The organism is Pleurocapsa sp. PCC 7319, from assembly GCF_000332195.1.
Lineage (GTDB): Bacteria > Cyanobacteriota > Cyanobacteriia > Cyanobacteriales > Xenococcaceae > Waterburya.
The window spans coordinates 4,964,292-4,978,028 of the sequence record NZ_KB235922.1; the positions used below are offsets into that span (position 1 = coordinate 4,964,292).

The 13,737-nt window shown below is 38.3% G+C and carries 13 protein-coding genes and 1 pseudogene; 6 read left to right on the top strand and 8 right to left on the bottom strand.

Features of this window, described 5'->3' with window-relative positions:
- Positions 1-110: 110 nt before the first annotated feature.
- Positions 111-2,909, top strand: coding sequence for a GAF domain-containing protein (locus tag PLEUR7319_RS36815; protein ID WP_036800877.1), 2,799 nt, complete (start codon positions 111-113; stop codon positions 2,907-2,909).
- A gap of 14 nt (positions 2,910-2,923) precedes the next feature.
- On the opposite strand, the gene PLEUR7319_RS0126645 is transcribed toward PLEUR7319_RS36815, so the two are convergent.
- The gene (locus PLEUR7319_RS0126645) at positions 2,924-3,988 is read right to left on the bottom strand and encodes a nitrilase-related carbon-nitrogen hydrolase (protein WP_019508283.1); all 1,065 of its coding nucleotides are present in this window, start codon (positions 3,986-3,988) and stop codon (positions 2,924-2,926) included.
- A gap of 73 nt (positions 3,989-4,061) precedes the next feature.
- Here PLEUR7319_RS0126645 and PLEUR7319_RS38585 point away from each other — a divergent pair, with 73 nt between their 5' ends.
- A complete protein-coding gene (locus PLEUR7319_RS38585; protein WP_019508284.1) occupies positions 4,062-4,619 on the top strand; it encodes an AAA family ATPase in 558 nt (185 codons plus the stop codon).
- Positions 4,620-4,974: 355 nt separating this feature from the next.
- Here the strand turns inward: PLEUR7319_RS38585 and cydB are convergent, their stop codons facing one another.
- The 3 genes from cydB to PLEUR7319_RS0126665 all read right to left on the bottom strand — a co-directional run bounded on the left by cydB (position 4,975) and on the right by PLEUR7319_RS0126665 (position 8,728).
- The gene (gene cydB, locus PLEUR7319_RS0126655) at positions 4,975-5,988 is read right to left on the bottom strand and encodes a cytochrome d ubiquinol oxidase subunit II (protein WP_019508285.1); all 1,014 of its coding nucleotides are present in this window, start codon (positions 5,986-5,988) and stop codon (positions 4,975-4,977) included.
- 236 nt (positions 5,989-6,224) lie between these two features.
- Positions 6,225-7,667 carry a cytochrome ubiquinol oxidase subunit I gene (locus PLEUR7319_RS0126660; protein ID WP_026102803.1) on the bottom strand — a complete coding sequence of 481 codons (1,443 nt, stop codon included), beginning with the start codon at positions 7,665-7,667 and terminating at the stop codon, positions 6,225-6,227.
- 227 nt (positions 7,668-7,894) lie between these two features.
- Positions 7,895-8,728 (bottom strand): sulfurtransferase, encoded by an 834-nt coding sequence (locus tag PLEUR7319_RS0126665; protein ID WP_019508287.1) that lies wholly within the window; start codon positions 8,726-8,728, stop codon positions 7,895-7,897.
- Between the two features lie 110 nt (positions 8,729-8,838).
- Between PLEUR7319_RS0126665 and PLEUR7319_RS0126670 the strand changes: the two genes are divergently transcribed.
- Positions 8,839-9,495: a LuxR C-terminal-related transcriptional regulator gene (locus PLEUR7319_RS0126670; RefSeq protein WP_019508288.1), complete on the top strand. Its 657-nt coding sequence runs from the start codon at positions 8,839-8,841 to the stop codon at positions 9,493-9,495.
- Between the two features lie 83 nt (positions 9,496-9,578).
- Positions 9,579-10,463 carry a dihydropteroate synthase gene (gene folP / locus PLEUR7319_RS36825; RefSeq protein WP_019508289.1) on the top strand — a complete coding sequence of 295 codons (885 nt, stop codon included), beginning with the start codon at positions 9,579-9,581 and terminating at the stop codon, positions 10,461-10,463.
- On the opposite strand, the gene PLEUR7319_RS0126680 is transcribed toward folP, so the two are convergent.
- Positions 10,450-11,571, bottom strand: coding sequence for an RNA-guided endonuclease TnpB family protein (locus PLEUR7319_RS0126680; RefSeq protein WP_026102804.1), 1,122 nt, complete (start codon positions 11,569-11,571; stop codon positions 10,450-10,452). The genes folP and PLEUR7319_RS0126680 overlap by 14 nt on opposite strands.
- A gap of 188 nt (positions 11,572-11,759) precedes the next feature.
- Between PLEUR7319_RS0126680 and PLEUR7319_RS0126685 the strand changes: the two genes are divergently transcribed.
- A complete protein-coding gene (locus tag PLEUR7319_RS0126685) occupies positions 11,760-11,978 on the top strand; it encodes a hypothetical protein (protein ID WP_019508291.1) in 219 nt (72 codons plus the stop codon).
- Positions 11,979-12,032: 54 nt separating this feature from the next.
- Entirely contained in the window at positions 12,033-12,908 is an 876-nt protein-coding gene (locus tag PLEUR7319_RS0126690) for an AraC family transcriptional regulator (protein WP_019508292.1), read from the top strand.
- Here the strand turns inward: PLEUR7319_RS0126690 and PLEUR7319_RS41480 are convergent.
- From PLEUR7319_RS41480 to PLEUR7319_RS41705, 3 genes and pseudogenes are all read right to left on the bottom strand, one after another.
- Positions 12,900-13,073: a hypothetical protein gene (locus PLEUR7319_RS41480; RefSeq protein WP_019508293.1), complete on the bottom strand. Its 174-nt coding sequence runs from the start codon at positions 13,071-13,073 to the stop codon at positions 12,900-12,902. The genes PLEUR7319_RS0126690 and PLEUR7319_RS41480 overlap by 9 nt on opposite strands.
- Positions 13,072-13,167 (bottom strand): annotated as a pseudogene (locus PLEUR7319_RS42895) (IS5/IS1182 family transposase); the annotation flags it as partial. The gene PLEUR7319_RS41480 and the pseudogene PLEUR7319_RS42895, both read right to left, overlap by 2 nt.
- A gap of 219 nt (positions 13,168-13,386) precedes the next feature.
- The gene (locus PLEUR7319_RS41705; RefSeq protein WP_019508294.1) at positions 13,387-13,542 is read right to left on the bottom strand and encodes a hypothetical protein; all 156 of its coding nucleotides are present in this window, start codon (positions 13,540-13,542) and stop codon (positions 13,387-13,389) included.
- Positions 13,543-13,737: the final 195 nt, after the last annotated feature.

Genomic DNA, 13,737 nt, shown 5'->3' on the forward strand with positions numbered 1-13,737 from the left:
TAAAGTCATATTTTTACCTACAAACTTGAGCTCAAGCAACTTAGATCGGCTTTTTTAAAATGATTCCTAATTACTTTAAGTTTTTGAGAAACAACAAAATAATACGAGCAATGACAGAATACCTTGATTTAAAAACCAATAATTATCAGGACATTAAAGAGCTATTTCAAGTTACTGCTCAAACAACCAGACAATCTTTGAATTGCGATCGAGTAATTGTCTATGATGCTGGCGAATTACCCCAAGCGCTAATCTTAGCAGAATCTGTTGATGCTAAATACTCTTCTATTTTGGGCAAAACAATTAAAGACCCTTTTCTAGATGGTAGTTATTTAGAAATGTACTGTTATGGTATGTCTGTAAGTATAGATAATATCCAGACCACAGATGCCCATAAAACTGACATAGCAGAACTAGAAAAACTGGAGATTAAAAGCCAGATGATCGCGCCGATTTCTGTCGGTAATGAATTATTAGCTTTTTTAGTAGCTCATCAATGCTCTAAACCCCAACCTTGGAATTTTGATGCAGTTGATTTTTTGGCAGAGCAAGCAAGCTCCGTCAGCTTAGCTCTCTCAAATATTACCGATACTGAGAAATCGCAAGATTTTAATTTCATTAAACAGATAGCTGATAGTCAAGATAACAAAGATTATCGACATCAAGAGCAGAAAAGCATCAATCTAGAGAATAAAAATAGCTTGTTTACCGATGTCATCAACAAAATAACCAATGCAACTGACCAAGCAGACATCCTCAACACAACAGTTGCGGCAGTAAGTGAACTACTTAAATGCGATCGCGTTTTGGTCTATAGTCTAGAGCAAGATAATTATGGGGTTGTAGTAGCCGAATCTGTTGCTGCTGGATTGACTAAGGCTTTAGGTAAAACCATAGATGACCCTTGCTTTGCCGCCAGATATTTAGAGAAATATCGTAATGGTAGAGTCCGTGCCTGGGATAATATTTATGCTGAGGACATAACTCCCTGTTATCTTGAACAGTTGGAGGCTTTAGGAGTCAAAGCTCACTTAGTTGCGCCGATTATTAGAGAAAGTCAACTATTTGGTTTATTAATTGCCCATCAGTGTTTTGAGACTCGTAGTTGGCAAGAACAAGAAATTAACTGGATAACTGAAATTGCTAATCAAGTAGGTATTATGCTCGAATATAATAAAATTTTTATCGATAACGAACAAGAAGAACAACAACTTGCTGATGTTACAAATCAGATAATAGATCAAAAAAACTGGACAGAACATTTTACCAATGCGATTCAACAGATACGTAAATCGCTTAAAACAGGAGATATCATCGCATCTAGCGTTCGAGAAGTACGCAAGATTTTAAATTGCGATCGCGTCTTAATCTATGGTCTGAGTCGAAATAATTATGGTAAGATCGTCGCCGAATCTGTAGCTGCTGGTTGGACTGAGGGGATAGGCAAAATCATCAAAGACCCTTGTTTTGAAGCCAGATATCTCGAGAAGTATCGTGACGGAAGGGTTCGGGTTTGGAACAACATTTATGAAGCAGGATTAACACAGTGTCATATTGAACAACTAGCAGAGCTGGAGGTCAAGGCAAATCTGGTAGTTCCGATTATCAACGATCAAAAACTATTTGGTTTATTAGTGGCTCAACAGTGTTCTGGTACTCGTCAATGGCAGCAAAATGAAATTTATTGGCTAACTCAAATTGCCACTCAAATAGGTTTTGCGCTCGAAAATGCCCAGTTGTTGGCTGATGCTCAACGACTACGTCAGCAAGCAGAAGAATCAAGAAAGTGGTCGGAGTATTTTACCGATGTGATTCACCAGATACGTCAATCGCCTAGAACCAAGGATATTCTCAGAGCTAGCGTTCGAGAAGTACGCAGAATTTTAAATTGCGATCGCGTCCTGATTTATAGCTTAAACGAAGATAACTATGGTGTAGTTGTCGCTGAATCTGTGACCCATGGTTGGACAAGAGCGGAGGGAAAAGTAATTAAAGACCCTTGCTTTGAAGCCAGGTATCTAGCAAAGTATCGTGACGGGAGAGTTCGGGTTTGGAACGACATTTATCAAGCAGGAATGAGCAGTTGTCATATTGAACAGTTAGAACAGCTAGAGGTCAAGGCAAATCTGGTAATTCCTATTATCAAAGAAAAACAATTGTTTGGTCTATTAGTGGCTCAACAATGTTCTAATACTCGTGAATGGCATCAATCTGAAGTTGATTGGCTAACTAAAATTGCTACACAAGTTGGTTATGCTCTTGATAACGCCAAGCTACTGGAACAGATAGACCAATCTACTAAAGATTCTCAAGCAATTTTAGATCGTGCCGTAAACAATAGCTCAAATATTCAACAAACAGTTAACAATGTTACTAAGGTATTTGAAGGTCTTGGTCATTCTTGTCAACAACTCTCTGAGACAATTGCTACTCTCAAAGATTTGAGTAAACAAATAGCACAACAATCCATGACCATAACCAGATCCCTCAATTTCAGTCAAGTTGAATCGAGTAATCAAGATTTTATTAATGACATATCAGATCGAATTTTTACTTTGATGCAAGAGCTATTTGAAGCTACGGCAAAAATCGACCCTTTATTTACCAATATTAAAACAGAAGTACTTGAGAAAACCATTGCTTTAGAATTAGAAACACAACAGCTCAACAGTGGAGTTGAAGAATTTCAAATAGCTCGAGAAAATCTAGATCGAGTTGTTGCACTGAATCATGAGATGAGTAACCTCATTGATAATATTTCTAAATCCCTTGAAGATCAAATACAAAATTCCACCTTTACTAGGGATTCAGTTCAAAAAGTAGTCAACATTGCCGAGCGAATTTCCGAACAATCCGTTAGCATGACACAATTTTTTAATCAATTAAATTTTACTAGTTCAAAATCTTAACTTGTGTTGTTGATTCATTGGCTTCTTGGATTCCAGACTGCTTTGTCGGATAGATATCGAAATGCATCAGAGGTATTTTCTGGCTGATAAGATGTAAAGAGATTGGGAGGATAGCGGTTGACGTATTGCTCAAATATCGGGCGGTACAACTCCATATGCACTGAGGGTGGATAGTGGTGCCTACGGAAGTCGGCAATAGGAATCGTCGCCGTCACAGCGGTTTCATGCACGGAGTTAGCTTCCCTGAGTAGCTCGCCACGTGGTCCGTAGATTGCTGAACCTCCACTGCCGCTATCTGATAAGTACCCAGGATTGTTCGGCGAGACAGCATTGTTGACAATGGCTGTGTAAACACTGTTATAGAGTGAGGTAGCTTGGACGTCAATCGGCATGAAGCCACCTGTAGCTGTACGTAGTATGATCTCCGCACCTTTAATGGCAAAAGCTCGAAAAAGTTCTGGTTCTCGCTGTACGGAGCTAGTGGCAATGTTACCAATAGGGGTACGAGTAACAGGAATAACAGCATCCCAACCATACATCTCGACATATTGATCGAGCACATCATAAATTGTGGTAGTGAAGAGTTCAAACCCTGGTCCAAACACATGTTTAATATTCCTTGTTTTCCAATGTTTGTCGATAATCGTGCCATCGGGACCAAGGATTGTGGTGATAGATAAGACATGATTTGGCCATTCTGGATCTTTTGCATAGGAGCCGAAGACAATGTAGCTATTGTATTCCTTAGCCTTCTTGCCAATTGCCTCGGTCTCTTCACCAGGAATCTCGATCGCAATCTTGAGCACATCCTGTCGATTCCACTTGTGGGAGTATCCTGTGAGGGGAAATTCATGAAAAACAAGGAGGTCTTTCGGTCCTCCCCAGTCATTGGCGGCATCGATCAACTCCAACATATGATTTAGGTTATCCTGACGAGTTTCGTGCAACCGATTCACATCCACAGCACGTATACAAGATTGGACAACACTCATGCGAATGACTGGCTTGACTAGTTCAACCTTATCGTAGTCACCATCGAATGTAGCAGCGATCTTCTCGGATTCTGTAGCTTTTGTCATATCGTGAGAGATACTATATTTTTAGAATTTCGATTGCTTAGTAATAAAAAAATTTTATCAAATTGAATAAATAATGAAGCCAATACTTATTTTGATTTCTGGTTTTTCCTGTACTGGTAAAACCACTTTAGCGAAAAAGATAGCTCAGCGTTATTCGCTACCATTAATAGGTAGAGATGAGATAAAAGAATCTTTGTATGATTCTCTGGGCTATTCAAATCGAGAATGGTCTAAAAAATTAGGTATTGCCAGTTATGATTTACTGTATTTATTTGTGGATAAGTTGTTAGTAAATAAGCAATCATTAATTACCGAAAGTAATTTCAAATCTAAAATAGATACAGCTAAACTATTAAAACTTCAAAGTAAATATCAATTTAATCTTCTCCAAATTCATTGCTACACTTCGGTAGAAATTGCCTTGCAAAGATTCAAAAACAGGGCAACATCAGAAAAAAGACACCCTGGTCATGTAGATCATTTAATTTATGAAGAGATGGAAGAAAATTGGAGACGAGGAGGTTATGAAATTTTAGATATTTGCGATCGCACAATTAAGATAGATACAACTGATTTTAATTCAATCGATTACGACAAAATACACCAAACAATTGAAGCAAATTTAAAATAATAATCATTGCGATCGCACTACATTAACTCATGAAATATACTACTTACGAAGCAACTATAATAGACGTAGATATTTTCGATGCTGATAGGAACGAGAAATCTACCCTATTGCCTATTCCCCGTTCCCGATTCCCTACTTCTTAATTAGATCCACTTTATTAAACATGGAATGGTTAAGATCGGGGTTAGGTGATAGGGGTTAGGGATTAGGGAGAATCATTTTCAATTTTTTTACTGTTCTATTAGACGTTTTATTAGGTGGAGCTACTTACCATTTAAATTTTGTACTCATCGAATTCACGTTTCCCAGGCACGTGATCGCAATTTCTGAAAAAAATTTTGCTATCTACTGAACTTTATTCACCGTAGTTTTCTCCAGCAACTTTGCCGCGAAAGACAATATATTGATAAATATTATATGCCAACATAATCGGAATTAAAAAGCCAATAAAAATAATCATAAATACTAAAGAACTAGGCGCAGCCGCAGCTTCGTAAATAGTAATTTCGGTAGGAATAATATAGGGAAATACGATTAAGCCTAAGCCCAAGAAAGTTAGTAAAAATAGTAGAATTGTCCAAAAAAATGGTCTTTTCTCGCGGCGTTGATCAATACTTCTGATCAATAGGGTAATTAGTAAAATTCCCAGCACAGGAATTATAGCGAACACATACACAAATGGTGCTGTGAATAGACGCTCTCTCGAACTGATATAAAAAATCGGAGTAGTAATAGTAATCAACACTGCTCCAATTAACGTAGTATATGCAGCCAATTTAGCGGTACTAAAGTGAATTTCTTGTAATTTTCCTTCAGTTTTATTGATCAGATAAGTTGAGCCAATCAAAACGTAGCCTTGAATTAAAGTCAGTGTTATTAAGACGGACTGCCAATCAAGCCAATCAAAATTACCACCTACAAAGTGACCCGCTCGATCTACTGTAATTCCTTGTAGCACTCCACCTAAGGCAAAACCTTGACCTACGGCAGCTAATAAACTGCCAATACCAAAAGCTAGATTCCACACTAGTTTACGGTTAGAATGTTCCCGAAACTCAAAGGCTACCGCTCTAAAAATCAGCCCGAAGATCATAATCATGATGGGAATATACAATGCTTGCAAAATCGTGCCATAAGCTAGAGGAAATGCCCCAAACAAAGCACCACCCATCAGCACTAGCCAAGTTTCGTTCGCATCCCAAACATTACTTAAACTAGTCATTAAAATTCCGCGACGTTCTTCAGTTGAGGCAGTTAGGGATAAGATACCTACTCCAAGATCAAATCCATCTAACATGACGTAAAGCAGAAGAAATAACGCCAAGATGACAAACCAAACTTGAGGTAAAAAATATTGTAGAGCTTCCATTTGTACGCTTGATGTGGATTAATAATACTTAATTCTGAACTATCTTGTTGTTAATTTACCCTTTAAAACTATATTTATCTCTGGGGGAACTTTCCCCCAGACCCCCTGTTGGGGAAGTGACGGCTTCCCCAAGCCCCTTCGTAACTAAAGTTCAGTCAAGATGTCGTTTTGCTAGCTAATTTTTACTGGAAATGGTGAGTTTGATTCACATAAGACGTAAGTTATAAATTAGTTACTTACTGTTGAGCCTCAACGGGGCGACTGTTGGGTACAAATTCTGCTGGAGTAGTATCTAGCTCAGGCTCAAGCTGTTCTCCTGGAATAGGTAAATTAAGATTCGGACCTTGGCGAATGATGCGACTACCGAAGTAAATCGCCCCTATGAATAAAATGCTATAGGTAATTGCAAATCCTATCAGAGAAGTTAAAACATCCCCTGGGGGTAGGCTAGTAGCAGCATCAATAGTACGCACTTCACCATAAACTGTCCAGGGTTGTCTGCCTACACAGCGGACAATCCAACCAGATTCGATCGCAATATATCCTAGAGGTGCAGATAATAACCAAGTCCTGAGTAACCAACGTTGTTGAGTAATATTTTCTGGAGATAGTTTACCCCGCAGCCATTGTAGGGTAGTAACCGCCATTAACACTGCCAGAAAAACACCGATCGCAATCATCAGACGAAAAGCATAATAAATTAAACCAATCAGATGGGGACGATCTTCAGGAGCATAAGCTTTTAACCCCATTACTGGTTCCGAAAGCCGAGGTTTAATTTCCAGAATGTAACTCAACAATCCAGGAATAGAAATTTCCCAGTTATTCTGTTCCGCTTTCTCATTAGGTATCGCCACCATACTCCAAGAAGGAGATTCTCCTGCGGGAATAGTTTCCCATTGAGCTTCCATAGCAGCTAGCTTAGTAGGTTGATGATGATAAACTTGTTCCCCACTTAAATGTCCCACATATAGTTGTAGGGGTGTAACGGCGATCGCCACAGCCAATATTATTTTGAAAGAAAGAGCAAAAAACTGAGGATGACGCTTATTTAAAATATACCAAGCACTAATTCCGCCAATTACAAAAAGGGATGTCTCCAAAGTTGCTAAGAACATATGGAGAATACTATTAACCATAAATGGATTAAAAATTGCCTGAAAATAGTCGCTGACAACAAACTTACCATCAATAAATGCTCCCCCCGCAGGAGTTTGTAGCCAAGAATTAGCACTTAAAATCCAAAAGATCGACAGGTTAGCTCCAAATGCCACCATAATTGTGGCGATATAGTGCATGACTGCTGGTACTCTTTCCCAACCAAAGAGCATAATACCGAGAAAACCAGCCTCTAGCATAAATGCCATCGAAGCTTCAAACCCTAAAATACTACCAAAGAAATCTCCTACTGCCTCAGAAAAAGGAGCCCAGTTAGTACCAAACTGAAACTCCATCGGAATACCCGAAGCCACCCCAATGCCAAAATTGAGTACATAGAGCTTAGACCAAAAACGAGCATGAAGATAATATTCCTTTTTACGGGTTTTGAGCCACATTCCTTCAACGACTATGAGATAGATTGCCATCCCAGTAGTTAAAACTGGCCAAATCATGTGAAAAATGGCTGTCAGCGCAAACTGCATCCGCGACAGTACAACTGTATTAGATAAGAAGTCCATTGTTATTCCTGGATATTTTTATGTTCACGCTCTAGTTTGTAATCTAGAAAATTAAAGCTATTGCCGTCCCCAACTTAAGAAGATGGGGAATTCCCGCTCACACTGTTAAAGTTTTAAAATTGCAATCTCTTTATAAATTGTAGAAAAAAAACAAACTACTTTTCTGGTACTAAGATTAAGGTTTTTTGAATCAAACATTTTCATAGATGCGTGATGTAATTAAAAGCTTATGTTTCAATTAGAGCATCGGGAAGTTTACTCCATTCATTCCAAGAGCCATCATAATTTTTGACCAGAGGATAGCCCAGTAAATATTTTAAAATGAACCAAGTATGAGCAGAACGTCCCCCCACAGCGCAGTAGGGAATAATCAATTTGTCAGGAGTAATGCCTGAGTCGCCGAAGATTTTTTGTAATTTGGCAGCAGATTTGAAAGTACTATCATCATTGTGAGCCATTTCATAGTAAAGATTAATGGCATCTGGAATGTGTCCTGCACGTTCATCTTCTTGAGGAGATTTCTGTAAATATATTTCACCCTGATATTCTTGAGATGTGCGAACGTCAAGTAAAATACAATTTTCTTGCCCCATCGATTTTTTTACTTCTGCTGCTGAAACTCGTAAGCTCTCATCCAAGGCGTGAATACGATAATCACTAGGCGTAACAACTGTTGACTCCTTAGTTAGAGGCAGACCCTCTTGTTGCCATTTTTGACGACCCCCATTGAGAATTCTGACATCTTGGTGTCCCCAAATTTTTAGCAACCAAAAAATTAAACCAGAAGTAGCAATAAAGTCTCCGTGAACTGCAATTACAGTGGTGTTATTAGTAATACCAGAACGAGAAAGCAATTTTTCCATTGCCTCTGGGTCGAAATTAATCCTCATATCGGGTAAGAGTGGTTCATAAGCTGACCAAAAAATAGAGCCTGGAATATGTCCCTGATCGTAGGACTGTGGGTCTAAAGCCATTTCAATGATGCGAAGGTTGGGATCGTGAAGATGTTCAACTAACCATTGAGTATCTATCAGAGTTTCTGGTTCTGCATAGTTCAACATAATATTTAAGCAATCTCTAATTCAACTCTGGTTATCATAAAAGTTAGATTTATCTAAGCATAGTCCTCGAAAGAGTACACTTTAGAACTCTGGCTAATCTATAAAATAAAATGGCAAATTCTTTATCAGCTTTATTTCAGGAGATCGCCCAAGCCGATAACGAACAGCATCTTCAGCAACAAGTTGTTCCTAAGATTGGAAAATATTTTGCTGCCAAACGCTATCGACTATTTTTTCTAGATCAACTTCCGCCAAAAATGTCAGGCTTGTTCCAACGAGCATTATCCATCGAACATAATCCTATTTTGCGTTATGTTTTTGAACATCATGCTCCTGTTCACGAAGGAGTTCTCTTGCCAGCATCAGAGTGGAAAATCATCTGCCCTCGTTTCGATCATGGTCATGTGATTGCAGGACCAATAGTTAATGATGGTGCTTTAGTGGGAGGCATCGGCTTAACTCGCGATCGCCATGCTTCAGGATTCAATCAGCAAAATATTATCGATATGAGTGCTTTATGTTTACATTTATCAACCTGTATCGCCAAAATACGCTCCCAAGAACTAAGATTTGCTTCAGTCAAAACTAAGCTGATTACTCCTCGTGAATTGCAAATTGCCAAGTTAGTTGCCTTAGGACGAACTAACTCCGAAATTGGCAAAGATCTTTGGATTACGGAAAATTCCGTCAAACAAGCATTAAAAAGAATATTTCGTAAATTAAATGTATCTTCTCGCACTGAAATGGTGGTTCAGCTACTAGATTGACTTAACACTCAAAAGAGCAGAATAATACTAAAGACGACTACATTCTTAACGAATTCATTTTAGTTTGAGTCCTTCTATTGACTATGATCCTGAAAATTCGCGATCGCCATTTTCATTGGGGAGCCAGAACCTATTTAATGGGTATCCTCAATGTTACTCCTGATAGTTTTAGTGATGGTGGTGAATTTGGCAGTCTAGAAAAGGCTATAGCTCAAGCTAGGAAAATGATCGATAATGGCGTAGATATTATTGATATTGGTGGAGAATCTACTCGTCCCCATGCAGAGCAAATCTCTACTGAAAAAGAATTAAATCGAGTTATTCCTGTAATTCAAAAGCTACGGCAGGAAACTTCAATTCCTATTTCTGTAGATACAACTAAAGCTATAGTTGCCGAGAAAGCGATCGCCGCTGGAGCAGATATTGTTAATGATATTTCTGGAGCTACTTTTGATAGCAAAATGTTGGCAACGGTAGCCCAGTTAGATGTTCCAATTATCCTCATGCATATTCGCGGTACACCCAAAACGATGCAGACATTAACTGAATATCAAGATGTAGTGGCGGAAGTAGCGCAATTCTTAACTACACAAATAGCTCAAGCAACTGCTTGTGGCATTGATCGATCAAAGATAATTATTGACCCTGGTATTGGGTTTGCCAAAACTGCAACCCAAAGTCTAGAATTACTGCAACGCTTATCTGAATTGAAGTCTTTAAACTTTCCCCTCTTAGTTGGGGTTTCTCGTAAAAGTTTTATGCGTCCTATCTTAAATAAAGAGCATCCTCAAGAAAGAATCTGGGGGACTGCGGCTGCCTGTTACGGTGCGATTGCCAGAGGTGCAGATATATTAAGAGTTCATGATGTGCCAGAAATGTACGATGTTTGTCGAGTAGCAGATGCGATCGAGCTTGACATACTCCCCATGCCTAGAAGGGCAGGGGATTCTAAATTCAAACAGAGATAGCAGTCTGAGACTGTCTTACATCTCCTAGCTTAAGGGTTGATGCCCCAACCCTTTGAATATTGATTGCTGCATTTGCGTCCCGATCAAGCGTTGTATTGCATTGAAGACAAGTCCATTCTCGCTCTTGAAGACTTAATTTTTGATTGACATACCCACAACAAGAGCATGTCTTAGAGCTTGGAAAAAACCGATCTATATAGTGAACTAGTTTTCCTTTGTTAGTAGCAACCGTTTCAAGGATTTCTAAAAAAGTAGCCAAACTCAAATCGCTTACTTTTCTACCCCACAAACGCTTCATTCCATCTAAATTTAAATCTTCAAAGATCAAAACATCGTATTCATCTGTTAACTGATTAGCCAGTTTCCAAAACCAATCTCGACGCTTATGAGATATTTGTTCGTATACTCGGTTTAAATGGTCTTTCGCTCTATACCAATTACTAGAACCTTTTTTCTTTCTAGATAAAGAACGATTAGCAGCTTTTAATTTGTTTCTCAATTGACTGAAAAATAGTGGCGATTCAATACTTTTGCTGTCACTGCTAGTTAAAAATGTCTTTAAGCCAAAATCCCAACCCGCATTTTTACCTGTCACGATTGGAATGTGTTCTTGTTGATAGTCTGTCACTACTAACAAAAACAATTCGCCTAAATTATTTCTTTTAACAGTTAATGTTTTGACTTTACCCTTGATTTTTCTACTAAGAGAAAACTTAAAAACTTGTTTTCCTATTTTTATTTTATTGTTAAAAATAAATTTATATCCAGCTTGTTTCAAAGTGAAAGACTTGTACTTTCTGCACTTTTTAAAATTAGGTGGTCTAGTTCCTTTTTGATGTTGTTTAAAAAATATTTGATACGCTTTTTCTATGCGTTGAATTACATCTTGAACAGCTTGTGAACCTACCTGCTGCCAGTACTTAATGCGTTTTCTCAACTTGGCTATATGCTTCATAAGACGAAACTGATTCAAGTGCTTGCCAAACATTTTATAGTAGCGTTTATGCAACGCTATACAATGATTATAAATACTGGCACTAGCATTAATTGAATAGTGCAAATATTTATTTTTTTTATGTCGGTATAACTTGAATTTGTATGTCTTCATGATGTATATTGTATCATGATTTAAGTATCAATAAAAGTCGCCAAGTTGTACTCTCGCTTATATCGAGGGGCTGTCTGCGTCACCTGCGGGCGCAGTTTATAAGTCCCGCCCCATGTCTGAAGCCAGGGGCTTTACGCTCGCATTCGGTAAATATTCAACCATGTGATATTGCACATTATTTTGATTTTATGATCGATCCAGATTATCCAAATATAGTCCTAGCCTTTGTCTATCGTGATTTTAAAATTCAGATTGCCCGTGACCAATGGCGAGGACAAGATATTTATACTGCCTGGGTAGATTATAAACTCGGTAGTGCGGTTGCTGTCCCCTGTGCCATTACCACTAAACTAGCAATTAGAAAGGCGAAACGTTGGGTAGATAAGAGGATGCAAAATATTGATTAAATCTATGGCATAGTTTCCCTTATTTATTGTTAATTATTGAACTGACTGGCGATTGTGTCTTCTGAACAGTTTCTCACCAACCTCTACGATGAATATATTGAACATCCCCATTTACTCTCTAGTGACCAGGCAGGATGGGACAAAGTTGGCTTGGTGTATGAATTAGAACCAAAAGGAGAAATGCCAGAAGCCTTTACTTCTAGTCATATACTGATTGTTTGTCAGGGAGATTTTCAGGCTAGTTTTCAAATCAATGGACAATGGCATCATGAGCAATATACTCAAGGGGATATAGCTCTTTTCGTGGCTGGTGAACTTTTCCCTAGAGTAAAAACAGATCGCGAAGTGCCTTTGATTGACTTATTTTTGTCTCCTGATATTTTGATTGATGCAGTAGGAGAAATTGCACCTCCAAAAATACAATTACAGTCTCATTTTCGACTGCGCGATCCCTTAATTCAACAAATGGCATTGGCATTAAAGACTGAACTAGAAATAGCCGGTGAAGATAGTAAGCTATACGCTGATTCAATGGCAACGGCACTGAGCGCCCATTTGTTACGGCGATATGCTGTTAAAAATTCAGTTATTAAAGAATATAAAGGGGGGCTACCAACTTATCAATTAAAACTAATCATCGAATATATTCAAACCCATTTAGACCAAGACTTAACCCTAACTAAACTAGCAAATTTAGTCCAAATAAGTCCTCATTACTTTGCTAGCCTGTTCAAACAATCTACTGGTACATCACCCCATAAATACATTACTAAATGTCGTCTAGAAAAGGCTAAGAATCTTTTGCGCCATAGAGAAAGTGCGATCGCCTTTATTTGTCAGGAAGTAGGATTCAAAAACCAAAGTCATTTCACCAGAGTTTTCCGTCAATACTTCCAAATTACCCCTAAAGCATATCGGGATTTATTTTAGTATGACAATTACTAGCTGTCTGCGACTATGTAATTGATTTCTGGCTATGGCGATCGCTGCTGCTACTAACAGACTATGAGATTTACCTGCACCAGGTACAGCCGAAACGGCCATCTCTCCCCCTTGCCAATCTGCCAATTTAAAACAAGCTAACCCAATTGCCAAAAACGTGTTCGACTTTAGCTCGTACCTTCGAGGGTTGTCGATTCGGGTCTTTTTGTTCTTCAGTTAAAGGACGGTTGCGGTAAGCACGCTCATGGATGTGACTGAGAAACTTTAACAGCTTGAATATTTACGTCCTGCATTACTTTTTCTGGGCTTGTTATGGATTTGTGACAGCAGGGGGCGAAACTCTGACCACGGTATCTTCTTATCTTCTCATCTAGAGACTGACTTGCTCAATTTTTCGAGGTGCCCATTTAGCTTTTACACTTTCGAAACTAAACTATTTTCTAAATTAGATATACCTAATCTAAGATTAAGCTATATCAGCTTTGCGGACAAAAAGTACTGTACTCCCAATCGCTAACAAAGCAACTCCCCACCAAAGAGATTTACCAGGTAAAACTATTAGTAATAAGGTAGTTAATCCTGAACTGATAAGCGACCACCCTGCGGTTGTTTGATATTCCATTTTATTTGTATTTAAAGCCTGTTAATTTTTTCAGCATCAGGAAACTTATCCTGATCTATATATTCATATTAGTGAGAAAAATAAATTAAAACTTCTATCTCTAGTTCTATACTTTACTCGTAATATATTCGACGATAATTCTGACAAAAAAACATCCTGTAACCGAGATATATAATCCGTTTAAGTCGAGAAAAT